The 23,405-nt window shown below is 59.7% G+C and carries 25 protein-coding genes; 14 read left to right on the forward strand and 11 right to left on the reverse strand.

Features of this window, described 5'->3' with window-relative positions:
- Nucleotides 1-56: 56 nt before the first annotated feature.
- Nucleotides 57-413 carry a YbaN family protein gene (locus FB593_RS12620; RefSeq protein ID WP_003514002.1) on the reverse strand — a complete coding sequence of 119 codons (357 nt, stop codon included), beginning with the start codon at nucleotides 411-413 and terminating at the stop codon, nucleotides 57-59.
- A gap of 259 nt (nucleotides 414-672) precedes the next feature.
- Between FB593_RS12620 and FB593_RS12625 the strand changes: the two genes are divergently transcribed.
- From FB593_RS12625 to FB593_RS12645, 5 genes are all read left to right on the forward strand, one after another.
- Nucleotides 673-1,068 (forward strand): VOC family protein, encoded by a 396-nt coding sequence (locus tag FB593_RS12625; RefSeq protein WP_003514001.1) that lies wholly within the window; start codon nucleotides 673-675, stop codon nucleotides 1,066-1,068.
- Between the two features lie 14 nt (nucleotides 1,069-1,082).
- Nucleotides 1,083-1,775 carry a uracil-DNA glycosylase gene (gene ung / locus FB593_RS12630; RefSeq protein WP_025594362.1) on the forward strand — a complete coding sequence of 231 codons (693 nt, stop codon included), beginning with the start codon at nucleotides 1,083-1,085 and terminating at the stop codon, nucleotides 1,773-1,775.
- 121 nt (nucleotides 1,776-1,896) lie between these two features.
- Nucleotides 1,897-2,973 (forward strand): siderophore-interacting protein, encoded by a 1,077-nt coding sequence (locus FB593_RS12635; RefSeq protein ID WP_145166647.1) that lies wholly within the window; start codon nucleotides 1,897-1,899, stop codon nucleotides 2,971-2,973.
- Nucleotides 2,974-3,138: 165 nt separating this feature from the next.
- A complete protein-coding gene (locus tag FB593_RS12640; protein ID WP_003513996.1) occupies nucleotides 3,139-4,083 on the forward strand; it encodes a VOC family protein in 945 nt (314 codons plus the stop codon).
- Between the two features lie 169 nt (nucleotides 4,084-4,252).
- The gene (locus tag FB593_RS12645; RefSeq protein ID WP_065658661.1) at nucleotides 4,253-4,867 is read left to right on the forward strand and encodes an alpha/beta hydrolase; all 615 of its coding nucleotides are present in this window, start codon (nucleotides 4,253-4,255) and stop codon (nucleotides 4,865-4,867) included.
- A gap of 117 nt (nucleotides 4,868-4,984) precedes the next feature.
- Here the strand turns inward: FB593_RS12645 and FB593_RS12650 are convergent, their stop codons facing one another.
- Nucleotides 4,985-5,569 (reverse strand): transglycosylase SLT domain-containing protein, encoded by a 585-nt coding sequence (locus tag FB593_RS12650; RefSeq protein ID WP_013636743.1) that lies wholly within the window; start codon nucleotides 5,567-5,569, stop codon nucleotides 4,985-4,987.
- A gap of 682 nt (nucleotides 5,570-6,251) precedes the next feature.
- Between FB593_RS12650 and FB593_RS12660 the strand changes: the two genes are divergently transcribed.
- Nucleotides 6,252-6,785, forward strand: a complete 534-nt coding sequence (locus tag FB593_RS12660; RefSeq protein WP_013636741.1) for a transglutaminase-like cysteine peptidase — start codon at nucleotides 6,252-6,254, stop codon at nucleotides 6,783-6,785.
- Between the two features lie 53 nt (nucleotides 6,786-6,838).
- On the opposite strand, the gene FB593_RS12665 is transcribed toward FB593_RS12660, so the two are convergent.
- Entirely contained in the window at nucleotides 6,839-7,726 is an 888-nt protein-coding gene (locus FB593_RS12665; protein ID WP_186447923.1) for a DMT family transporter, read from the reverse strand.
- Nucleotides 7,727-7,966: 240 nt separating this feature from the next.
- On the opposite strand from FB593_RS12665, the gene FB593_RS12670 reads away from it, so the two are divergent.
- Both FB593_RS12670 and FB593_RS12675 read left to right on the forward strand, forming a co-directional pair.
- Complete coding sequence (locus tag FB593_RS12670; RefSeq protein ID WP_003513983.1) at nucleotides 7,967-9,265, forward strand: adenylosuccinate synthase; 1,299 nt, start codon at nucleotides 7,967-7,969, stop codon at nucleotides 9,263-9,265.
- Between the two features lie 70 nt (nucleotides 9,266-9,335).
- Entirely contained in the window at nucleotides 9,336-11,639 is a 2,304-nt protein-coding gene (locus tag FB593_RS12675) for a hypothetical protein (protein ID WP_186447915.1), read from the forward strand.
- 251 nt (nucleotides 11,640-11,890) lie between these two features.
- Here the strand turns inward: FB593_RS12675 and rpoH are convergent, their stop codons facing one another.
- From rpoH to FB593_RS12695, 4 genes are all read right to left on the reverse strand, one after another.
- Complete coding sequence (gene rpoH / locus FB593_RS12680) at nucleotides 11,891-12,793, reverse strand: RNA polymerase sigma factor RpoH (RefSeq protein WP_003491840.1); 903 nt, start codon at nucleotides 12,791-12,793, stop codon at nucleotides 11,891-11,893.
- A gap of 165 nt (nucleotides 12,794-12,958) precedes the next feature.
- On the reverse strand, nucleotides 12,959-13,783 hold the full coding sequence (locus tag FB593_RS12685; protein WP_112402913.1) for a class I SAM-dependent methyltransferase: 825 nt from the start codon (nucleotides 13,781-13,783) through the stop codon (nucleotides 12,959-12,961).
- A 33-nt stretch (nucleotides 13,784-13,816) separates the two neighbouring features.
- Nucleotides 13,817-14,065, reverse strand: coding sequence for a hypothetical protein (locus FB593_RS12690; RefSeq protein WP_003513980.1), 249 nt, complete (start codon nucleotides 14,063-14,065; stop codon nucleotides 13,817-13,819).
- A gap of 2 nt (nucleotides 14,066-14,067) precedes the next feature.
- On the reverse strand, nucleotides 14,068-15,090 hold the full coding sequence (locus FB593_RS12695; protein WP_080797816.1) for an RluA family pseudouridine synthase: 1,023 nt from the start codon (nucleotides 15,088-15,090) through the stop codon (nucleotides 14,068-14,070).
- 38 nt (nucleotides 15,091-15,128) lie between these two features.
- On the opposite strand from FB593_RS12695, the gene FB593_RS12700 reads away from it, so the two are divergent.
- Nucleotides 15,129-15,521 (forward strand): hypothetical protein, encoded by a 393-nt coding sequence (locus FB593_RS12700; RefSeq protein WP_003513978.1) that lies wholly within the window; start codon nucleotides 15,129-15,131, stop codon nucleotides 15,519-15,521.
- A complete protein-coding gene (locus FB593_RS12705; protein WP_113472906.1) occupies nucleotides 15,511-16,383 on the forward strand; it encodes a TrmH family RNA methyltransferase in 873 nt (290 codons plus the stop codon). Before FB593_RS12700 ends, FB593_RS12705 begins: the two co-directional genes overlap by 11 nt.
- Before the next feature lie 207 nt (nucleotides 16,384-16,590).
- Here FB593_RS12705 and FB593_RS12715 read toward each other — a convergent pair whose 3' ends face one another.
- Nucleotides 16,591-17,790 carry a hypothetical protein gene (locus FB593_RS12715; RefSeq protein ID WP_145166649.1) on the reverse strand — a complete coding sequence of 400 codons (1,200 nt, stop codon included), beginning with the start codon at nucleotides 17,788-17,790 and terminating at the stop codon, nucleotides 16,591-16,593.
- A gap of 143 nt (nucleotides 17,791-17,933) precedes the next feature.
- Nucleotides 17,934-18,530, reverse strand: a complete 597-nt coding sequence (locus FB593_RS12720; RefSeq protein WP_003513975.1) for a DUF1134 domain-containing protein — start codon at nucleotides 18,528-18,530, stop codon at nucleotides 17,934-17,936.
- Nucleotides 18,531-18,780: 250 nt separating this feature from the next.
- On the opposite strand from FB593_RS12720, the gene chpT reads away from it, so the two are divergent.
- From chpT to FB593_RS12735, 3 genes are all read left to right on the forward strand, one after another.
- On the forward strand, nucleotides 18,781-19,428 hold the full coding sequence (gene chpT, locus FB593_RS12725) for a histidine phosphotransferase ChpT (RefSeq protein ID WP_003513974.1): 648 nt from the start codon (nucleotides 18,781-18,783) through the stop codon (nucleotides 19,426-19,428).
- An 86-nt stretch (nucleotides 19,429-19,514) separates the two neighbouring features.
- Nucleotides 19,515-20,042, forward strand: a complete 528-nt coding sequence (locus tag FB593_RS12730) for a GNAT family N-acetyltransferase (protein WP_003513972.1) — start codon at nucleotides 19,515-19,517, stop codon at nucleotides 20,040-20,042.
- A gap of 122 nt (nucleotides 20,043-20,164) precedes the next feature.
- A complete protein-coding gene (locus tag FB593_RS12735) occupies nucleotides 20,165-21,211 on the forward strand; it encodes an alpha/beta hydrolase family protein (protein ID WP_186447916.1) in 1,047 nt (348 codons plus the stop codon).
- 50 nt (nucleotides 21,212-21,261) lie between these two features.
- Here the strand turns inward: FB593_RS12735 and FB593_RS12740 are convergent, their stop codons facing one another.
- Both FB593_RS12740 and ctrA read right to left on the reverse strand, forming a co-directional pair.
- Nucleotides 21,262-21,777 carry a GNAT family N-acetyltransferase gene (locus FB593_RS12740; RefSeq protein WP_019565101.1) on the reverse strand — a complete coding sequence of 172 codons (516 nt, stop codon included), beginning with the start codon at nucleotides 21,775-21,777 and terminating at the stop codon, nucleotides 21,262-21,264.
- Nucleotides 21,778-21,859: 82 nt separating this feature from the next.
- Entirely contained in the window at nucleotides 21,860-22,564 is a 705-nt protein-coding gene (gene ctrA / locus FB593_RS12745) for a response regulator transcription factor CtrA (protein ID WP_003491823.1), read from the reverse strand.
- A gap of 481 nt (nucleotides 22,565-23,045) precedes the next feature.
- Here ctrA and FB593_RS12750 point away from each other — a divergent pair, with 481 nt between their 5' ends.
- Entirely contained in the window at nucleotides 23,046-23,396 is a 351-nt protein-coding gene (locus FB593_RS12750; RefSeq protein ID WP_013636730.1) for a flagellar export protein FliJ, read from the forward strand.
- Nucleotides 23,397-23,405: the final 9 nt, after the last annotated feature.

The raw sequence follows: 23,405 nt of genomic DNA on the forward strand, positions 1-23,405 counted from the left end.
AGTGGAACCCGGTTTTCCGTCAGGAAATGCGACAAGGCTCTAAAGGTGATGTCGCCTCAGCTTTCCGGCCGGGTGACGATGAAGAGTGCAGAGCCGAGCATGACGGCGGCAACGATTGCCGCGCGCAGAGCCGGCGGGTCGCTCAGGAACCAGAAGGCGGCATAACTCGCACACATGGCCGACAGGGCCGCAATCTTTGCCTTGCGGGCAATTGCGCCGCGTTCGCGCCATTGCCGAAGCGACGGGCCGAATCGGGGGTGGGTCAGAAGCCACGCCTCGAGTTTCGGTGAGGAGCGGGAAAAGCACCAAAGCGCCAGCAGCAGAAATGGCGTGGTGGGCAAAACGGGAAGAAACGCGCCGACGATGCCGGTCGCGACCATAAGCCAGCCAAGACAGAGGTACAGAAGGCGCATGGATATGCCGGTATCATGAGTTCTCTACTCAGGATAGAGCGGCGGGGCGAAATGTAAGGGCCATTTTGACCGGAAAGCCCGCATGTCCAGGTCATGCGCCAACTGTTTCGCCATCACATTTGCCGTGATCGGGCGGTTTCCCCTGCTCCTTAATCCGTCTTTAGGGTTGAAAGCACGGCACTCTGTCTTTATCCCCTTGGTCCGCAATGTCCGGAGCACAACCGGACGACGACGAGATAAGAAGCAGAAGGAAAACACCATGGCCAAGCTGATCCACTCGATGGTCCGGGTGCTGGAAGAAAAGCGTTCGGTGGAGTTTTACAAGCAGGCTTTCGGGCTTGAGATTGCGGAACGTGCCGAGTTCGAAAATTTCACGCTGATCTATCTCAGCAATGCCGAAGGCGATTTCGAGCTGGAGCTGACTGTCAACCGGGGTCGCGAAGTGCCCTATGCGCTGGGTGACGGCTACGGCCATCTCGCGGTCAGCGTTGCCGATGTGGATGCCGAACATCAGCGTTTCATCGAGCTTGGCCTGTCTCCGGGCAAGATCATCGAAGCCGACCATAAAGGTCAGCCTTTCGCGAAATATTTCTTCATTTGCGATCCGGATGGCTACAAGATCGAAGTGCTGCAGCGCGGCAACCGGTTCAAGTAACAAAGAGGCACAACATGGCAGAGGCAGGCGTCAAACTCGAAGACAGCTGGAAACGTGTTCTTTCCACCGAATTCGCCAGCCCCTACATGCAGAAGCTCAAAGATTTCCTGCTTGCCGAAAAAACTGCTGGCAAGCACATCTTTCCCAAGGGTGCCGAATATTTCCGGGCGCTGGATCTGACCCCGCTCGACAGGGTCAAGGTCGTCATTCTGGGGCAGGACCCCTATCATGGGGTTGGCCAGGCACATGGGCTTTGCTTTTCGGTGCAGCCCGGCGTGCGCATTCCCCCCTCGCTCGTCAATATCTACAAGGAATTGCAGAGCGATCTGGGCATCCGCCCCGTCAGTCACGGTTTTCTGGAAAGCTGGGCGAAACAGGGCGTGCTTTTGCTCAACAGCGTGCTGACGGTGGAAGAATCGCGCGCTGCCTCGCATCAGGGACAGGGCTGGGAAAAGTTCACCGATGCCGTCATCCGCGCCGTCAATGACGAATGCGAGCATGTGGTGTTCCTGCTCTGGGGTTCCTATGCCCAGAAGAAGGCGGCTTTCGTGGACCAGAAAAAACACCTCGTGCTGCGCTCGCCGCACCCTTCGCCGCTTTCGGCCCATAACGGCTTTTTCGGCAATGGCCATTTTTCCAAGGCAAACGCCTTCCTGGTATCCCATGGCCGCGAGCCTATCGACTGGCAGTTGCCGGAAACTGCTTAAGCAACCTTCCAGCCTCCTCCGTCATGCCGGCTCAAGACGGGCATGACGGGGAGTGCAGCAAACATCTTTACAGCGCAGTCGGGTCCGGTTTAAGAATACTCGACTACAAAGTGAAGGATTTGTGCCCGTGTCTCTCCTGTCTGCAGAAACCTCTGTCTCGCTGCCCGATCCCGCATCGATCGTCGATGCTTTCGAGGATCATTTTTCGGAGCATATGGAGATGGAGCGGGAAGGGACGACGGTGCGTTTCAAGGCGGAATATGGCCATGGCAGCTTCAGCGCCGACGGTGGCCGGTTCGCCGCCCGGGTAAGCTGCGTTTCGGAACATATATTGACGTCGGTCAAGGCCATGGTGGCTGAGCATATCGTTGAGTTTTCCGGCAAGACGGGACTCGATTTCCGTTGGAGCGGACACGGCGCCTATCAGCGCGAGCTACCCAATCTCTTCGTCGGCAAGGTTGCCCGCGCCTATAATCTGACGCCGCATATGCGCCGTCTCGTGGTGTCCGTCGAAAGCGGTATTGAAAGGCTTGTCACCGGCGGCATGCATGTTCGCCTGCTGCTCGTTCCCGATCAGGCGCGCGCTGCGGTCTGGCCTTACCTCGCGCCCACCGGCGCGATCGTCTGGCCGTCGGGCGACGATCTTCTGACGCGGCGCGTCTATACCATCCGCTCCGGCGATGTTGGCCGCGGTGAGGTGGATATCGATTTCGTCATGCATGAGGGCGATGACATGCCGGGCGCAAATTTCGGCGCGACGGCAAAGCCGGGCGACGTTCTCGGCATCATCGGTCCGAGCGGCACTTGCCCGGAAGCGGAGCGTTACGTCTTTGCCGGCGACGAGACCGCGCTGCCGGTGATGCTGCGCATGGCGGCGGAAATGCCTGTTGGCAAGACGCTCAGCGTCTATGCCGAGATCGACAACGAGGCGGAACGGCAGGAGATCGTCTGCGCCGCCAATGTCGAATGGACATGGCTTTATCGTCGCGGCAAGCCCGCCGGCACATCGGGCCTTATCGAACAGGCGTTGCGCGGCCATGCCTGGACGGGCGAGCATGACGGCCTGCATGTTTTCGTCGCCTGCGAGAAGTCCGAGGCGAGGGCGGCGAAATCCTTCCTCACCGATGAGATTTCCTTCCCGAAAGCGTCGCTGCGCGCCGTCGGTTACTGGAGCATGGGCCTCGCCGACGATCATTGAGGCATGCCTCTATCGACTGAGTTGAACAGTAGGTTTTATCGTTCACCAATCGGGAACAATCCGTTCCTGTTGCCGGTCTATGCCCGCAGCACTTCTTACCCCATCTTCACGCCATGAACACGGCTGGCCCGATTGACGGGCCGCCAAGGCGAAAAGGGGTTTATCATGTTGAACCAGATTAAGGGCCTGCACCACGTCACCTCCATGGCCGGTAGTGCGCGCCAGAACAACGGCTTTTTCACCGATACGCTCGGCCTGCGCCGGGTGAAGAAGACGGTCAATTTCGATGCGCCGGATGTCTACCATCTCTATTATGGCGATGAGGTCGGCACGCCCGGCTCCGTCATGACCTATTTTCCGTTCCCGCACATTGCCCGTGGTCGTCCCGGCACCGGCGAAGTGGGCACAACGCTGTTTTCCGTCCCGGAAGGCTCGCTCGGCTACTGGCAGGATCGTCTTTCCAAGGCGGGCGTGGACGGTCTGAAGGCTGACGAGGCATTCGGCAACAAGCGCCTGCATTTTGCAGGTCCCGATGGTGATGGTTTTGCGCTGGTCGAGATCAAGGATGATGCCCGTTCGCAGTGGACCGGCAATGGGGTCAGTGCGGATCAGGCGATCCACGGTTTTCAGGGCGCCTCCTTGCGCCTTCGTGACGAAGGGGCAACCGCCGAGCTTTTGAAGTTCATGGGTTATGAGGAAGTGGACCGCCAGGATGGCGTGCTGCGTCTCGGCATGCCCGGCGGCAACGGTGCTGATGTCATCGACATCGAAACCATGCCGAACATCTCCGGCGCGCGCCTCGGCGCGGGTTCGGTGCACCACATCGCCTTTGCGGTCGAAAACCGCGAAAAGCAGCTCGAAGTCCGCAAGGCGCTGATGGATACGGGCTATCAGGTGACCCCGGTGATCGACCGCGATTATTTCTGGGCGATCTATTTCCGCACGCCCGGCGGCGTGCTGTTCGAAGTGGCCACCAATGAGCCCGGTTTCGACCGCGACGAGGACACGGCGCATCTCGGCGAGGCGCTGAAGCTGCCGACCCAGCACGCGCATCTGCGCGCCCAGCTGGAAAAGCAGCTGGAGCCGCTGGGTGACGAGAAGGCGGTTTAACCCTATCGGACCTGGCCATCCTTTGGCGAAACGTTAGCCACTCTTTTCTTCTCCCCGTCCGGGGAGAAGACGACACGCTGAAACCTCTCGCTCGACATGTGATGCCCAATGCCTTGCGGCAGAGTGAGTTCGGTATCGCTGCATTTCTCCTTTCAGAAAGGATTATCCAATGACCAAAGACACATATTTCCACAAATCCCGTGCCGGCGTTGCGGGTGCACCGCTTTTCGTCGTGCTGCACGGCACCGGCGGTGATGAAAACCAGTTCTTCGATTTCGGCTCGGGCCTGTTGCCGAATGCCACGATTGTCTCGCCGCTCGGCGATGTCGCCGAACATGGCGCTGCGCGGTTTTTCCGGCGCACGGGTGAGGGCGTTTACGACATGGCCGATCTAGAGCGGGCAACAGCCAAGCTGGCGGATTTCGTCAAAGCCAACCGGGAGCACTATCAGGCTGGTCCGGTTATCGGTCTCGGTTTTTCCAACGGCGCGAATATTCTCGCAAATGTGCTGATCGAACAGCCGGAGCTTTTTGATGCCGCCGTGCTGATGCATCCGCTCATCCCGTTCGAGCCGCAGGCGGCTGCGGCCAAATCCTCGCGCCGGGTGCTGATCACGGCCGGAGAACGCGATCCCATCTGCCCGGTGCCGCTGACGAAGGCGCTGGAAAAGAGCCTGGAAGCGCAGGGCGGCACGGTGAAAACGGTGTGGCATCCGGGCGGGCATGAAATCCGTTCGAACGAGATCGAGGCGGTGCGGGAGTTTCTGGCGCCTTATGGAGGGTAGCTTTCTGCCCGGCCTCCTTCCTCACCGTCATGCCGGATCTAGTCCGGGGTGACGGTGAAGGTAGGTGATCCGCCTTTCCGCATCGCATCCATGCAGAACGATCCTGCTACACCCGCCTTAGCGATATCCGCATTGCTGCAACTGCGCCTCGTAACGCAGCGCCATGTTGGCGGAGCGGCGGGCGGCTTTCTGAACGGCGGAATTGTTGCGCCAGCTTCCCTTGGCGTAACCGGCATGGCCGGAATAATAGGCGAGGTAGAGGTTATAGGGATCGTTCAGCGCAATGCCGTTTTCGCGGCGGCTCTTGGCGTGATACCAGCCGACGAAATGGATCGCGTCGGTGAAATCCGTGCGGCTTGCCGACCAGCGGCCGGTTTCGCGCTTGTAGACTTCCCATGTACCGTCCAGCGCCTGGGCATAACCGTAAGCGGTGGACTGGCGCGTCCAGGGAATGAAGCCGAAGAGTTTGGTGCGCGGCGGGCGGGCATAGGGGCGGAAGGCGGATTCGGTGTAGATCGTTGCCATCATCACCGGCACCGGCACGCCGAACTCCCGTTCGGCTGCCCTCGCGTCACGTCGCCAGTTGTTGAAGAGGCCGTTCCGCTGCTCGAAAATCGCACAGGCATTGGTGACCTGCGACGGTGCGGTTGCGCAACCGGCCAGAACAGTCATCAGTAAAACAACGGCAAATACGCCACGCATCGCGGAACCCTTTCGTTCCGCTATTCTTAAATTGCTAACCATTAACGTCGGGTTTTAAGACAAGGTTAATTCAAATGCCGCCGATCAAGCGCTTGTTAACCCGCTGAAAATTCCTGTGTCCGGGATGCGGCAAAACCATGGGGTAAGTGGCGTTTTTTTCCGGAAATGGCATTGCCGGCATCCCCGCACATCCCCGGTCTCACAAAGCCGCTTATGCTTATCCCATCCCGGTCATCCAGCGTGCGCGCGGCGCAAGGTGGGCGGGGCAGGCGGCCAAAACCGGGGAGTTTCCCGATGTCACGGTTGAGGCGGCCGGCATGTGCTCATCCTCCAAACAGGAACCGGTTTGGCGGGCGGGTCACATGTTGAAGCCGGGGCCGCATCGTCTGCAAAACCCTACTACACCATTTGATACTCCCGCAGCGATGCGGCCCCTTTATCGCTTCTAAGCGTTGCCTCGGTTTCGGGGCGACGGGCGCGGGCTATGTTTCCGGAGAGCCTGCCCCCTGTACAAAAATGAAAACCGATAAAATTGTAGCAATCGGCTTAAAGCGGCTGAAAACAGTGCTGTGCCATTGTGGGATCACAGACAAGGAGCGGACAACCTGCAAGGACGGGGCCGCTGCGGAAAACAGAAATCGAGACCGGCACAAGCCGGCGGATCGTCAAACGGGGTATGAAAATGCTGAAGAAGATTATTGCTGCCGCCATCTGCGGAATTGCCATTGCTTCCATGTCCACTCATGCCGATGCGGCTGGTGCCGCCGGTTTTGCCCGCAGCTTTGCCGCAGCCGAAAAGAGCGCCGTAACACAGATCGGTATTTCGGCGCCCGGCGGTTTTGATGGCTGCGTTCTGTCCGCCGGCCAGTGCGTTTCGACGATTGCCGCGCCGCTGACCGGCGAACGCCGCGATGAACTGCTGCGCGTCAACCGCGATGTGAACGCCACCATGGGCGCACTCGATGATTATTTCTCCGGCTTTTCAGCCGATGTTCCGGCAACGCCTTCGGTAAGCGCCAATGATTGTGGCGATTGTGCCGCGATCAAGCGCACGGCACTGGCCGGTGCCGGCTGGTCTTCCGCAGCACTGCGCCTTGCCTTTTTGCTTGATGATGACGGATCGCTCGAAAAGGTGCTTGTTGTCACCACCGACAAGGGCGATATCGTGCTCGGCAACGCCGCTTTCTCTCCGGTTGAGCGCGAAACCGCGCTCTAACCCTAACTTTTCATGCCTGCCAGACTGCGCCGGTTTTCCAGACCCTTACGGGATCAGGAAGCCGGCGATTTTTTTCGTTCCGCCACGGCAATGCCGGCCAGTGCCATCACAAGCGCCGCGATCTGGTAGGGATGCAGGGTTTCGCTGAGGACGATGACGGAGAGAAGCGTGCCGAAGACGGGGACGAGGTTGATGAAAAGGCCGGCGCGGTTGGCGCCGATCTGCTCCACGCCCTTGATGTACAGGATCTGGGCTATGAGCGACGCGAAGATGGCGGCATAGACCACCAGCACCCAACCCTTCTGATCGGGCCAGACGACGTTGTCGCGTGAGATTTCCCAAAAGACCAGCGGGACTGAGGTGAGGAGGGCGAAAAAGGCTGGGATCGCCATCAGCGTGCGCCAGTCCACGATTGGTTTCCAGCGCAGGATAACGGTGTAGATGGCATAGACCAGCACCGCCAGCAGCATGATGGCGTCGCCGGCATTCATCTCCAGTTGCAGCAGCGAGACCGAATCGCCATGCGAGGCGAGAAGCGCCACGCCGGCAATGGTAAGACAGAAACCGGCGATCTGGCCGAACAGCACGCGAGTGCGGAACAGGATGAAGTTCAGCACGAATATGACCATGGGAATGCCCGCCTGGATGACGGCGGCATTGATGGCGGAGGTGTGCTGAAGCGCGGTATAAAGAAAGACGTTGAAGGCGGTGTAACCGATACTGCCGAGCACGAAGAAGTAAGGCAGGCGTTTTTTCACCACCGGCCAGTCCTTGATGAGCTGCGGCACGGAAATGGCGAAGATGATGGCGACGGCCAAAACCCAGCGCAGGAAGGTAAACGCCATGGGGCTGATGTGGCCGACGGCGAGCTTTCCGGCAACGGTATTGCCACCCCAGCAGAGCGTGGCGATGATGAGGGCGAGATAGGCTTTCGAAGGCACGCTGATGTTTCGCTTCTTCAAGGGGCGGGAAAAGGCTAAGGGGTGAATAGCGGCCTTGTGTCCGCGCTTGTCCCCCCACGGGGCGAGATAATGCGGAATTCGACGTTTTGTCACGGAAAAAGCAAAATTCACCATAAGAAACAGGGTCGCTTTCCGTAAAACAACGCAGTATACATTCGCGGGTTTGGGTTTCCCATCGGGTTATCGGGCGCGCAAGCGCCATGAGCAGGAAAGCAAGAAATGACGAATGTTGTGGTGGTCGGCTCGCAGTGGGGCGACGAAGGCAAAGGCAAGATTGTCGACTGGCTGTCCGAGCGGGCAGATGTCGTCGTGCGGTATCAGGGCGGCCACAATGCCGGCCATACTCTTGTCATCGATGGCATCAGCTACAAGCTTTCGCTTCTTCCTTCCGGCGTCGTGCGACCCGGCAAGCTCGCCGTCATCGGCAACGGCGTCGTGGTCGATCCACATGCGCTGATCGCTGAAATCGGCCGTCTGGAAGTGCAGGGCGTGAAGGTCACGCCGGAAAACCTGCGCATTGCAGACAATGCCACGCTCATTCTTTCCCTGCACCGCGAACTTGATGGCATGCGCGAAGACGCCGCCTCCAACAGCGGCACCAAGATCGGCACCACGCGCCGCGGCATCGGCCCGGCCTACGAAGACAAGGTCGGCCGCCGCGCCATCCGCGTCATGGATCTGGCCGACATGGAGGCGCTGTCCGCCAAGGTCGATCGCATCCTGACGCATCACAATGCGCTGCGTCGCGGCTTCGGCGCTGCTGAAGTTTCGCATGAAACCATCATGGAAGAGTTGAGCTCGGTTGCAGAACGCATCCTGCCGTTCAGCGAAACCGTATGGCTGCTGCTCGACAAGAAGCGCCGCGCCGGTGCGCGCATCCTGTTCGAAGGCGCGCAGGGCTCGCTGCTCGATATCGACCACGGCACATACCCCTATGTCACCTCTTCCAACACGGTTGCCGGTCAGGCCGCTGCCGGTTCGGGCATGGGTCCGGGTTCGCTGGGTTATATTCTCGGCATCACCAAGGCCTATACGACCCGCGTTGGCGAAGGTCCTTTCCCGACCGAGCTGCATGACGAAATCGGCCAGTTCCTGGGCGAAAAGGGCCATGAGTTCGGCACTGTCACCGGCCGCAAGCGTCGTTGTGGCTGGTTTGACGCAGCGCTGGTGCGCCAGTCGGTCGCCACCAACGGCATAACCGGCATCGCGCTTACCAAGCTTGACGTTCTCGACGGTCTGGACGAGCTGAAAATCTGCGTCGGCTACAAGCTCGACGGGCAGGAAATCGATCATCTTCCCGCAAGCCAGGGTGCGCAGGCTCGTGTCGAGCCGATCTATGTCACGCTGGAAGGCTGGAAAGAATCTACCGTCGGCGCCCGAAAATGGGCGGATTTGCCTGCTCAGGCAATTAAATATGTCCGTCAGGTGGAAGAACTGATCGGGGCGCCTGTCGCGCTTCTGTCGACAAGTCCGGAGCGTGACGACACCATACTTGTGACTGATCCGTTTGAGGACTAATGTCCTCGGCGATCTAGATTCATAAACCATATCGGGCCGGTACGTCGCCGGTCACGACGAGAAAGTGCTTATGGCGGATTTTGTAGCAGTCATTCGCAAGGCCGTGGATGGCTTGGCGAACAATACTCCCGAAAACCGGGCGAAGGTTTACGACAAGGCGCGCAGTGCGGTTGTGCGCCAGCTCGAGAATATGAAGCCACGTCCGCCGGAAGAATTGTTGCGCCGGCAGATCGCCAAGCTGGACGCCGCCATAGCCGAGGTGGACAGTGAATATGCCGAGGCCTTGCCGGCACTGGAGGAGGATGATGCTTTCTCCCCCGTGGCGGAAGAGGTGGATGCTGTCTATCATCCGCAGGACGTTGCCGAAGAGCCTGCGGTTCATGCCGCCGAGCGGTACGAGCCGGTGGAGGAAGAGCCTGCTCCGGTTGTGCCCGCACATTCGGAGCCGGTTTATCCTGTCCAGCCAGAGCCGGTTTATGAAGAACCGGCCCGCGAAGAGGAGCCTCTCCCCGAGGAACCCGTCGCCGCTTTGATCCCGCATGAGGAGCAGCATTACGGCGCGCGTGAGCCGGAGGAGCTTTACGACGCACCCGAACCGGCCCGTGTCGCGCCGGTTCATGAAGCCGGTCCTCACGAGGAAGCCGGTACCTATTTCACCCGCGCGCATGAAGAGCCGGCCTATCAGCCGGAGGACGAGCGCGTTGACGATATCGCGCCTGAAGCGGCGGCCCCCCATGCCGATGATTCCGTGCCGCCCCATTGGGCGCAGCCGGTTGACGAGGATGACTGGCGCAAGCTCGAAGAAGCGCAGGACGAGGATGTTCGCCCGGCTGCCGAGGCCGAAGTGCGCCACGATAGGGACGACCATTCCGTCGTCGCCGGTTATTCCGCGCAGCACTATCAGGCCCCGGATGTCAGCTTCGAGCCTGAGCTGCGCGACGGGAACGAGCCTGCCGGTTACCGCGCTGCTGCCGATCACGATCCGATTTTTGGCGGGCACGACGATTTTTCCGAACCCCGGCAGACCGAAGACACAGCCCCGAAAAAGGCTGCTGTCGTCGAGGACTTCTCGTCCTATTTCGAGGATACGGATCTCGCGATCCCGCCGAAGGCCACGCCTGCGTTGCCGCGCGCCGATAACGATCCCTTCGATGACCGTGCCTCCAAGGACAACAAGGAGCGCACGCCCTGGGACGATCTGGACGAGCTGATCGGTTATGACGGCGCGTCATCTTCCAGCCGGGCAACGACGAACGAAATGCCCGCTCTCGGTGCTGGTGCCGCGACGCCCGCTTACATGGTCAAGAAGAAGCCGCGCCGGAATTATGCCTCGCTGGTGCTTGCGCTTGTGGGCGCCGGGCTTCTTGCCGGTGGTGGTTATGCGCTCTGGTTGAACCGTGATGCGCTGAACGACATGGTCGGTGGCCTGGTGCAATCGGCACAGAAGGATGGCGGCACCCAGACGCCTCCAGCCAATACGGCGCAGACGCCGACATCCACACCGCCAGTTGCCCAGCAGCCGCCCGCCAGCGGGCAGCAGCCGACGACAAGCCCCACCAATCATCAGGCGCAGCCGCATGCCGATGACGGGTCCGTCACCGGCACGAAGTTCACCCAGCGGCTTCTGGCCGACGGGACCGAGCGCGACGAGGGGCCGGCGCCGGGCGCCAATGGCCAGCCCGTCACGGCGGAAGGCCAGTCGGTCTATGAGCAGAATGTTGCGCCGCCGCCTGCAGGCGAGGCTCCGGCCAATACGGCTGCGGGTACTCCGGCTGGTACGCCGCCGGCACAGCCGCCTGCTGCGGTCGCTGCCGCCACGGGCGACCGCATGTTCCTCTACGAGGAAGTGCTGGGCCAGACGGTTCCGACCGCCATTCAGGGCAGCGTTTCCTGGTCCTTGCAGCAGGAGAACGACAATGAGGGTCGTCCGTCCGCAACGGTGCAGGGCCAGATCACGGTTCCCGGCCGTGGCCTCAGCGCGCTCATCACCTTCAAGCGCAACACCGATCCTTCGCTTCCGGCAAGCCATCTGATCGAGATCGTCTTCTCGGTTTCGCCCGGCTTCGAAGGCGGCGCGATCGACAGCGTCCAGCGTATCGCGATGAAGAGCACGGAGCAGGATCGTGGTAACGCCCTGATCGCGGTTCCGGCCAAGATCACCGACGATTTCCACATGATCGCGCTTAACGACTTCCCGGATGCGATGAAGACCAATCTGGAGCTGCTGAAGAGCCGCAACTGGATCGACATCCCGGTTTCCTACCGTAACGGCCGCCGTGCGCTTTTGACCTTGCAAAAGGGCAATGACGGCATCGCCGCCTTCGACACGGCGCTGCGCGAATGGGCGGCTGCAAAGCCCGCGACCGGTCAGTGATGATCTTGGGGATCGGCTAAAGCCGGTCCCTCATTTCTTCTTTATGTCTTGCAAATAAAAAGCCCGCAGATCTCGCGATCTGCGGGCTGAGAAATTTACTGGCAAAGAATCTCACTCTTTCGTCACGCCGGACACGAAGGGGAGTGAGAGGGGATGGCAGTCGAGCCAATTACTCCGCAGTCATCCTCGGCACAGGCCCGAAGATGACGTAGCCGATAAGTTCAGCCCCACCCTCTCAAAAAGACCGAGCCTTACGCATCCACAACGCGCAATGCGCGGGCGGCTTCGAGGGCTTCCTTCTGCACCGCTTCCTGAACCTTCTCGAAGGCGCGAACCTCGATCTGGCGCACGCGTTCGCGGCTGATATCGAACTCGGATGAGAGTTCTTCCAGCGTCACCGGATCTTCGGCAAGGCGGCGGGCCTCGAAGATGCGGCGTTCACGATCGTTCAGCACGCCCATGGCCTTGGCCAGCATGCGGCGGCGGGTTTCCAGCTCGTCCTGCTCGATCAGCACGGCTTCCTGGCTTTCATGGTCGTCCACCAGCCAGTCCTGCCATTGGCCGGATTCGCCTTCGGATGCCTTGATGGGCGCATTCAGCGATGCGTCGCCATGCAGGCGGCGGTTCATCGAGATCACTTCTTCCTCGGAAACCTGCAGCTTGGTGGCAATTTCCTTGACGTGTTCCGGCTTCAGATCGCCATCGTCGATCGCCTGGATACGGCCTTTCAGCCGGCGCAGGTTGAAGAACAGGCGTTTCTGGTTGGCAGTCGTACCCATCTTCACCAGCGACCACGAACGCAGGATATATTCCTGGATCGAAGCCTTGATCCACCACATGGCGTAGGTGGCCAGACGGAAACCGCGTTCCGGATCAAACTTCTTCACCGCCTGCATCAGGCCGACATTGCCTTCGGACACGACTTCGCCAATCGGCAGGCCGTAACCGCGGTAACCCATGGCAATCTTGGCAACAAGGCGCAGGTGGCTGGTGACGAGCTTGTGAGCGGCGTCGCGGTCGCCATGCTCGGCGTAACGCTTGCCAAGCATGTACTCTTCCTGCGGCTCCAGCATCGGGAATTTACGGATTTCGTCGAGATATCTATTGAGACCGGCTTCGCCGGCCGTAATTGTAGGCAAACTATTGCGGGCCATAAAGCACCCCCTTATCTATGGTCTGGAACGGCACCCTCATCGATTGGCGATTACTCGCCCAAGGCACACCGCTAGTGGCGGGTCGTTACCGACCCCGCACGAACCCACGTAACAAATATGTATGCACCCGCCGCGTTTCAAGCGAACACAGCGTTCACACATGCGTTATGTCCCGGCGACACCTTCTTTGACCTGTTTAACTTTCGAACGGTAAATTCGTTCCGAAAAACCACCGAGACCGGAGCGCACCATCAACTCATACATGACCCGCCGGCGGGTGGGGTTGTGCAGGCGAACGACCCGGGAGCCGAGAAACTCCGTTTCGACATGATCGAGTGTCTGCAAGTCGGGGCCAGAGGCAATCGCGTCCGCGTAGACAGCGTGAAATTCCCGGCGGCAGACATAGGTCTTGTATTTCGTCATGGCGAAGCAGGCGAGGCTGTGGCCGTGGGTGCGCAGAAAATCGGCGACGCCAACGGTCACTTCCGGCCATGCGGGGTTGAAGGTATCGTCGAAGACGATGACGCCGTACGGGGCGATCACCTCCAGCGCCAGTTTCGCGTCCGCCAGCACATGGTGCAGGTGGTGCCCGCCGTCGATGCTGAAGAACCTGACGGGACCGGTCCGCGACGTAATATCGGTGGGTGCGAGCCGGGTGCTGTCGCCCTTGATGATCAAGTCCTCATCCATCGCAAAACCCAACCGCCTGCCGTTTTCCATCAGGCGGTCATATTGGTCGAGGCTTCCGTCCGAGGGTGGGTCGAGTTCGAACAGGTCGACGCCCAGAACCTTTTCCTGCGGCTGCGCAAATTTGCGCAGCAGAAAATAGGAGCGGCCATAATAGACGCCGATCTCCGCCATGCCGCCCTTCAGGCCGTCCCTTGTCTGCGCCTGCAGCAGCGCCTTGAAGACAAGCGCGTCGGGTGGGTCGATATAGCCTTCGACGCTTCGTAATTCCTGAAAGATAAACTGGCGTTCATCGGTGTTCATGCGCGATAGATCCCGTCGTCATGCCGGTTCCGTTCAGCTCTGCGGATAAAACGGCGTTCCTTGCAACGTCTGTCTTTCGGCAAGCCAGAGGTCCGGCCACGGCATTCGCGGTGACGATTTCAAGCTTTCCGGGGTTCGAAGAGGTGCGACGATTGAAGCGGAATTGGGGCGGTCTACAAGAAAGACCATGTGGGGAATATCGCTATCCGCTAATCTCTTTTTATTTTCCGTGGCTTCCGGCAAGATGCACGGCGTGGTTTTTTTGACCTCGCCGTGCGGCATTTTCAGCTCCGCAGGGCGACGAGCAGTTCTTCCATATCATCAGGCATGTCTGTTTCGAATTCCATCACCTCGCCGGTGCGGGGGTGTTCGAAGGCCAGGAGATAGGCATGCAGCGCCTGTCGCGGAAAGCGGTTGACGGTGCTTCTTGCCGGTTCCTCAAGCAGGTTCGCCTTGGTGCGAAAGGCCGCGCCATATTCGGGGTCGCCGATCAGCGGATGGCCGATATGGGCCATGTGCACGCGGATCTGATGGGTGCGGCCGGTTTCCAGGCGGCACTCCACCATCGAGGCGAGGCAGGACGCATCCGCCTTTTCATGGAAACGTTCCATAACCTCGTAATGGGTGATCGCCTCGCGGGCATCGTCCGTGTCCTCGCGCTTGACGGCGCGTTTGGTGCGGTCGGCGCCGCGGCCGAGTGCGGCGTCAATGGTGCCGCGCAGCGTGCGCGGTCGGCCCCAGACGACGGCCTTGTAGGCGCGTTCCAGCGGGCCGGTGCGGCCGTGATCGGCAAATTGCGCGGCGAGATGGCGGTGTGCATTGTCGTTTTTCGCCACGACCATGACGCCGGAGGTTTCCTTGTCCAGCCGATGCACGATGCCGGGGCGCTTCACGCCGCCAATGCCGGAGAGGCTGTCGCCGCAATGATAGATGAGGGCGTTGACCAGCGTTCCGGTCCAGTTTCCGGCGCCGGGATGCACGACGAGACCGGCGGGTTTGACGAGCACGATCAGGTCGTCGTCCTCATATTCCACATCGAGCGGGATATCCTCGCCCTTGGGTTCGGGGTCTTCCGGCTCCGGCATGACGATCTCGACGCGGTCGTGCGGGTGCACCTTCTTTTTCGGCTCGGTCACCGGCGTGCCGTTCAATAAAACGGCACCCTGCTCGATCAGGGCTTTCAGGCGGCTGCGCGACAGATCGCCGCCAACTTCGCCCGCCAGCCACACATCGATGCGGCCTTCGGCGTCTTCGCCGGCAATCAGGACTTTCCTTGCGTCTCCGCCTTGTTTAAAGGGGTCGTTCATTCTTATTTTTCCGATCAATCAGCATTCTAGGGAACCCGATGACGCACATCGAGCAAGACGAACAGGAAGACAAGCCGCTTGATCCGGCCATGGATAAAGTTCGCCGCAAGATGATCCGTTTGCAGATCGTGTCGGGCTCCGTGATGTTCATCAGCCTTATGGCTGTGTTCGGCGCGGTTGTCTACAAGGCGGTAGGACCATCGAAAACCGTTGTAACGCAGAGCGTACCGCAAAATCTGGCGGTTCCCACCGGCAACGGACCGCTTGCCGTGACCGCCAGCCTGCCGCAGGGCTTTACAATCGACAATGTCAGCTATTCCGGCGGTGACATGCTGTTTTACGGCAAGCTTGCCAACGGCACCCGCAAGGCGCTGGTCTTCAACGTCGCGGCCGGCCGGTTTCTCGCCGATGTGACGGTCGATGCCCAGTGAGGATATTGATCCGGCGGGCGCGCAAGCGCTCCTGGACGGTCGGGCTCTGATCCCGGTCGAAGACCCGGCCGATCCGCGCATTGCCGCCTTTCGCGATATTCGCGAGCGTGATCTCACCGGTCGCCAGGGCCGTTTCATCGCGGAAGGCACGGTTGTGTTGCGCATGCTGGCCGCCGCCCACAAGGCGGGTGGTGCCTTTGCGGCGGAAAGCATTCTCATCCTCAAGAACCGGCTTTCCGGCGTCGCGGATATCCTTGCCGATTTTCCGCCCGATGTGCCGGTCTATGTGGCGGAAGCGCCGGTGCTGGATGGCATTGTCGGTTTTCACCTGCATCGCGGCATTCTGGCGCTCGGCCGCCGGGTGCGTGACATTACGCTGGACGGGTTGACGGACGCGCTCCCCGCCTCGTCGCTGGTGCTGGTGGGCTGCGGCATTTCCAACCACGACAATCTGGGTGCGATGTTCCGCAACGCCGCGGCCTTTTATGCCGATGCGGTGTTTCTGGACGAGACTTCATGCGATCCGCTCTATCGCAAGGCGCTCCGGGTGTCCGTCGGTTCTGTTCTCTCAGTTCCCTATCATCGCGGCGGTGGTGCGGTGCAGATGCTGGAGCGGCTTTCGCAGGCCGGTTTTGCGATCTGGAGCCTTTCGCCGAATGGCGAGACCGAGATTCGCGATATTCCACGTTCGGAGCGCATGGCGCTGGTCATCGGCACGGAAGGCGAGGGGTTGCCGCAATCGGTACTGTCTCGGTTCCATACCGCCCGGATTGCGCAGTCGCCGCAATTGGACAGTTTGAATGCGGGGACGGCTTCGGGGCTGGCGCTTTATCAGATGGCCGGGGCGATAGGGCGGGTTTAGGTTTCCCCTTTGCGCGTGGGGCTTACCCCCCTCTGCCCTGCCGGGCATCTCCCCCACAAGGAGGGAGATCGACCTGAGGCGAGGTCTCGGCCATCTCAACATTTAAGAATAAAGTGGCGGTAGCGCTTCTTGCTAATCTCCCTCCTTGTGGGGGGAGATGCCCGCAGGGCAGAGGGGGTGAGCCGCATACGCAAAGGCGTAGAGGTATCAACCCTTCCGCTTCTCCATCAACACACTCGCCCGCTTCGCAAGGCTCTCACGGCCGGTCGAGGCGGTGGCTTTCGCAAGCAGCCCCGGGATCGGCGATTTCTCGCCCTCCTGCGCTGCGGTGAGCGCGATCATCTGGGCGGCGATGCGGGCGATTTCGCGACGGATCGGTTCGTCGTTGCCGGTGCCGCGCACATTCAGCAGGCGTTCGGTGAGTGCCGTTCCCTGATTGCGGATATCCTCGATCTCCTGCTCAAGACCTTCCGGCGGCGGCACTGCCGGTTCGAGGGCGGTTGAGACCGGTGGAATGTCTGCCGCGACCACGGGCGCGATTTCGGGCAGGACGGGTGCCTTTTGCGGCTGGCTTGCGGTTTCCCCGTTCAGTACGGCGGGGTTGGGCAGACGGATGATCATGTCGTCGGCGCGGCCGCCGGTCGCGGCAAGCTGTTCCTTCAGGCGGGCAACCTCCTGATTGCGCAGGGTCAGCATGGTGTCGAGATCGGCATTTTTTGCCATGACACTGGCGATCTGTTCTTCCAGCCGGGTGACCTTGCGGCTTTCGCGCGCAACCGCTGTCATGGCCTCCTTGTTGCGGGCAGCGACATCCTGCAATTCGCGGGTCGCCGTTTCGCCCTCCTTGCGGAAACGCGAGGCGGTCTGTTTTGCCTGCTCGGCCTCCAGATCGCGGGTGGCGGCGAGGATTTTCGAATCATCCAGCTCGCGGGTCAGATTGGTGAGGCGAGCGGTGATCTCAGACATCTGGCCGGCACGCGCATTTGCGGCCTGTTCCTGCTCCAGAAGGTTTGCCTGTATTGCGCTCGCGCGTTCCTCGCTGGCGTCGAGTGCGCCTCGCAATTCGCCGATTTCCAGCGTCAATTCCTCGATTTTCAGCAAAAGGCCGCGGTTCTGCTCGCCGAGGCGATAGGCGTCGCTGGATGCTGCCTCGTTGGCGAGGCGGAGCGAGGTGTTCTTTTCCCTTTCGGTGTCCAGTTCCTGACGAACCTTGGCGTTTTCGGCGGCGTAGAGCGCGCGTGCCATGTCCTTCTGGGCACGAACTTCCTGGGGACTGATGGGCATTGTCGCGCGCAGCCGGTTTTCCGTATAGGCAACGATGCGGCGATGGATCGCGGGCGCGATCAGCAAGGCCAGCAGGGTTGCGGTGAGAAAACCCAATCCGAAAAGAATGGCATATTCAATCACGCGAGACAGTCTCCGAAACTCAGATACGCGCGCATTCGGAAAGAGGAGCGCGAGAGCACGTTACGCTATTATTGCAACCGTTGGGAGGGGTATCGCCAAGGCAATTGCGCGGGGAGCCGCAAGAGTGCCTCCCCATCTCAGCGTCAGAAGGGGTTCCAGGTCGGTTCCTGGGTAAGCTTCAGGTAGCCGACATTGATGCCGAGGCGCGCGCCGATGCCGGTGCGAATGGGTGCCAGCGTGACATCGCTGCTTTTCAGATAGGTCATGCCGACGCCGGCGACGATGAAGGCCGAGCCGCTGACGCCGCCGTAACGGCGATAAAGCGAATCGACCGAAGGCAGGTTGTAGACCAGCATCATGGCGCGGGTGCCCTGGCCGCCGTAATCGAGGCCGAGCGAGGGGCCTTGCCAGAAGACGGGATGCTGGCCGGCATTCTTGGTATAAAGCGTGCCTTCGCCATAGGTGAGGCCCGCGACGAAAGCGCCGGAACCTTCCTGCCCCAGAATATAACCGTTCGGAAGACCGTATTGCTGGAAGGCGCGTTCCACCACCTTGGCGAGGCCGCCGGTGGTTTCACCGAAGAATCCGTGGCCTGCATCCACGACTTCCTGAAAAGAATATTGATCGCTGTTCTGGGCCGAGGCCGGTGCGGCCCACATCAAAAGGCTGGCAAGGAGCGCAAAAATCTTTCCCAGTCCGAGGCGTGCAATGGTGCGGGTTTTCGTAAGGCGCATCGTCATGTCCGTCCGTCTGTTCGTTGGTGCATCAGCCCGAAAATCCGAATCGATTTTCGGCAGGGCCCATGCGAAGATTCAAAGTTCCAGAGCATCCTTTATACGTCCGAACGGACGCAGGGCGCTCCAGGGTGGCCTGTTAAGGCATTTGGCATTTTGAAACCATCCTATTAACAATCGGTTTACCAAATATGGTGTCATTATGGCTTAACAATTTCCACACCGTCCGCGCCTCCCTTGCGCAGGAGAGAATTTTATGACGAGCAAACTCAATATCACGCTGTCCGGTCCAGATCTGGCAGCTCTTCTGTGCAGTCGTGTGTGCCATGACGTGATCTCTCCTGTCGGCGCCATCAATAACGGCCTCGAGTTGCTGGACGAGGGCGGCACCGATGACGATGCGCTGGATCTCATCCGCACATCCGCTCTTAACGCATCCGTGCGGCTGAAGTTCGCCCGCCTTGCTTTCGGCGCGTCCGGCTCCGCCGGTGCTTCGATCGATACCGGCGAGGCTGAAAAAGCCGCCAAGGATTTCGCTGCCGCCGAAAAGAAGGCCGAAGTGACCTGGAACGGCCCACGCGCCATCGTCGCGAAAAATCGTGTCAAACTTTTGCTCAACCTCTTTCTCGTGTCCTACAGCGCGATCCCGCGCGGTGGTAATGTGGATGTGGTGCTGGAAGATCCGGAAGGTGACGCGAAATTCGAAATCACCGTCAAGGGCAAGATGATGCGCATTCCGGCCAAATTCGCCGAGATCTACGAAGGCAGGCTGGAAGAGGCGGTCGACGCCCATTCCGTGCAGCCCTATTACACGCTGCTTCTGGCGGAGGAGGCCGATATGGCCGTGGAATACAAGGTGCATGAGGATCGCATCGTGTTTACCGCAAAGACGGTTGCCGCGTGATCGTTCAGTTGCAGAGGTAGTTTTGCGAAAGGGCCGGTTAGCGTTTTCCGACGCGCCGGCCTTTTTTGCTTTTGGGGAAGAGGTTCATGACACGTCTGACAACCGCGCGCCTCGTCCTGCGGCCGCACGCCATCACGGATGAAGCGCTTTATTGTGCGTTCTGGAGCGCGGATGTCCGGCCCATCGAAGGGGTCACATCGATTACGCCGCTGGACCCCGAAATCTCCTTTGCCCGTCTTTTGCGCTTCATCGGCCATTGGTCGGTCTTCGGCTTCGGTCCCTTTGTCGTGGAGGAGGCAAGCTCCGGGCGTATCGTCGGCGAGGTGGGCTTTGCCCATATGCGCCGTGGAAACGGCACCGATTTCGATGGCGTGCCAGAAGCGATGTGGAAAATCGATGCTGATCTGAACGGCAAGGGCGTCGCGACCGAGGCGGTGGCGGCGGCAACAGGGTGGTTTGATCGCAGCGGAATTTCGCAGCGGACCGTCTGCATGATTGATCCACTCAACACCCCCTCGCTCGTCATCGCCGCCCGTTTCGGCTTCCGCCTGTTTCGAGATTCGACATTCCGGGGCAATCCCATCCGGCTTTTCGAGCGGGTGGTGGGGGTTTAGTACTGCGCATTCCCACCGGGCCGTCTCAATCGCGTTTCAGGGCGTCCTGAAACCTGTTCGAGGTCTCGGACGGTGGCGGTTTGAACCAAGGGTTGATCCAAGATCAATTTTTGGAGCTTCACATGCGCTATTTTCTTGTGGTCGCCATCGCCATCCTCTCCACCGCTGCGCCCGTGATGGCGGAGAACGCGATTGGTTTCAGACAGCTGGAATTGCCCGATGATTCGGGCACGCGAATGCTGAACCTGTCATTGTGGTATCCGTCCGCACCATCGGGAAAAACTGAGACGGTGGGCGAAAACGCTGCCTTTTATGGTCTCGAGGTTCAACCTGATGCGTCGTTTCTGGCCGGTTCCCGTCCTTTGGTGTTGCTGTCACACGGATTTGGCGGAAGCTGGCGCAATCTGAACTGGATCGCCGGTGAGCTTGTTCAGCAGGGTTATATCGTGGCCGCGCCGGATCACGCGGGCGAATCATTCACTGAAGAGAATGCGATGGAGATCGTGCCGTTATGGGAACGCCCGCGCGACATCAGCCGAACGTTGACGGCGTTGCTCGATAACGATCAACTCGCTGGAAAAATCGACAGGGCACGCATCGCGGTCATCGGCCATTCTCTCGGAGGCTGGACCGCTATGGAGCTGACTGGCGCCCGCTACAGCGCCGATCTCGCGCTAAAAGACTGCAATGCGGAGGAGGTTCTGCCGCAATGCAAGGCGCCACGGTTGCTGGCCAAGGTCGGAATCGTTAACGGTGGCAAGGCCGATCCACGCCTTTCTATGGATTTGCGCGATGCTCGCATCCGCGCGGTGATTGCGCTCGACGCTGGCCCGGCTGCCGGTTTCCTGCCGGAAACGCTGAAACGTGTCGATGTACCGGTTCTGGTTCTGGCCGCCGGTGTGGAAACGCCCGAGATTGCCGCCATCAAGGCTGATTCGGAATATATCGCCCGCAATCTGCCAAAGGCGACCACGGTTTATCGCGAGATACCGGATGCCAGCCATTTCAGCTTCATGCAGATATGCAAGCCAAACGGCGAAAAAATCGTCGAGGAGCTTTCACCGGGGGAAGGTTTCGTCTGCCGTGACGGCGGTGGCAGGGACCGCCTGGCAATCCACCGGCAGATCGCGGAGGCGATTGTCGGCTTCCTGAACGTGGAAATGCATTAAGACAGGTGTTCGGAACGTCTCGATGAACCGTTGCGCGACGTCCCGATCCTTCAGGTCACTTTTTGCGGATGATACCGATAGGCAAGGTCTTCGGGATCAGACCGTGGTGCCAATGGGTCGATAACACCGCCGAGGCGCTGTGCAACTGCTGCGGATTTGCTGTTGCGCGGCGAGACATAGCTGACCAGCGTCTGCAATTTCAGGGTCTCGAATGCCCAGTCGCGCAGTGCAGAGGCCGCTTCCGCAGCATAACCGTGGCCTTCCTGGCCGCCATAAAGCAGCCAGCCCAGTTCCTTTTCGGGAAATAGCGGGCCGTGATTGATGCCGACCTGGCCGATACATTGCCCAGTTTCGCCAAGTTCGATCATCAGCGCCCCGTGGCCGAAAAAATGCCAGTTGGCGAGATCGTGACAAAAAACGCCCCAGGTTGACGGCAGGTCATATGGTCCGCCGACGCCGATGGAGCGGGTTGACGCCATAAAGTCTCTATAGGCGGGGAAATCCGCCATGATCTGCGGGCGCAAAATCAGGCGTTCCGTTCTGAGGGTGGGGATAGAATGGTCCATGGCACTATCCAATCATGAAATCGCAACAAAAAACCCGCTGTCGCCAGCGGGTCTTTTAAAAACTGCCATATCCTGAAGGGGATCAGGCGGTTTCGAGAAATTCCGTGGCTCCATCAGGCTCGCGCAGGACATAACCGCGGCCCCAGACGGTTTCGATGTAGTTTGCGCCGCCTGCGGCATTTGCGAGCTTCTTGCGCAGCTTGCAGATGAAGACGTCGATGATCTTCAGTTCCGGTTCGTCCATGCCGCCATAAAGGTGGTTCAGGAACATTTCCTTGGTCAGCGTCGTGCCCTTGCGCAGCGAAAGCAGCTCAAGCATCTGATATTCCTTGCCGGTCAGGTGAACGCGCTGGCCGCCCACTTCAACCGTCTTGGCATCGAGATTGACGATCAGCTCGCCGGTGGAGATGACCGATTGCGCATGGCCCTTGGAACGGCGGACGATTGCGTGAATACGGGCAACAAGCTCGTCCTTGTGGAACGGCTTCGTCATGTAGTCGTCTGCGCCGAAGCCGAGACCACGAACCTTGTCCTCGATGCCGGCCATGCCGGAGAGGATGAGGATGGGTGTCTTGACCTTGGAAAGGCGCAAGGTTCTCAAGACCTCGTAACCCGACATATCGGGCAGGTTGAGATCGAGAAGAATAATGTCGTAATCGTAGAGTTTACCGAGGTCCACGCCTTCCTCGCCGAGGTCGGTCGTGTAGACGTTAAAACTTTCCGACTTGAGCATCAGTTCGATGCTCTGCGCTGTTGCGCTGTCGTCTTCAATAAGTAGAACCCGCATAATTATCCCCTTTGCCGCCCGCAGATTGGTAAATCATTGCCTCGCGCGATGCGGATCCAGACGTTGCCTGATTTGCAGGCTGCCACCAAATGGTTAACAAATTCTAATTGCCTTTGGCAAGGTGTATCGAATTTATTAAGCAAAGTTGGCATTTCGCTGTTTTTGCACGTGAATCCACCATCGCCAAAATTGAAGCTTAACGTGAGGATATCTCGCTAAGTGATTCAATCGACTCTTACATCGTCGGGCCCGTTTTTTTGGACCTGGCATTTACCGACCCTTAAATGATCGTGTTTATCATTAACGATGCCCGTAAACGAAAGGTTAACGGCGGCGTTTTTTTATTAACGCCGGGTAACTTTTGGGAATCATTCCGGCACAACGGGTTAACCGGGCCGGTTGAGCGGGCGGGTTAAACGGGCCGATCGAGGGGGCATAGTGCCTTTTTGATCCGGGTCTCGCTATCCATGGAGTATTGCGTATGAAGTCGCGTGACAGCCTGGTTCGCCTGAAAGAATTTCAGGTTAATGAAAAACGCCGGCAACTTAGCCAGTTGCAGCAGATGATGTCCGAGTTTGAGCGGATGGCAAAGGAACTGGTGCATCAGATATCGCTGGAAGAGAGCAAGTCCGGCATTACCGATCCGACCCACTTCGCATATCCGACCTTCGCCAAGGCCGCGCGTCAGCGTGCGGACAATCTTCAGGTCTCGATCCGGGAGCTGAAGACCCAGCAGGAAGCCGCAGAGGCTTCTCTGGAAGAGGTGCAGGCCGAATATGAAAAGGCGGCGGCACTGGAAAACCGCGACGGAGCGATCCGCGCCCGCGCCTAGGTATTGGCG

This window comes from Rhizobium sp. SJZ105 (assembly GCF_007828365.1).
Lineage (GTDB): Bacteria > Pseudomonadota > Alphaproteobacteria > Rhizobiales > Rhizobiaceae > Agrobacterium > Agrobacterium tumefaciens.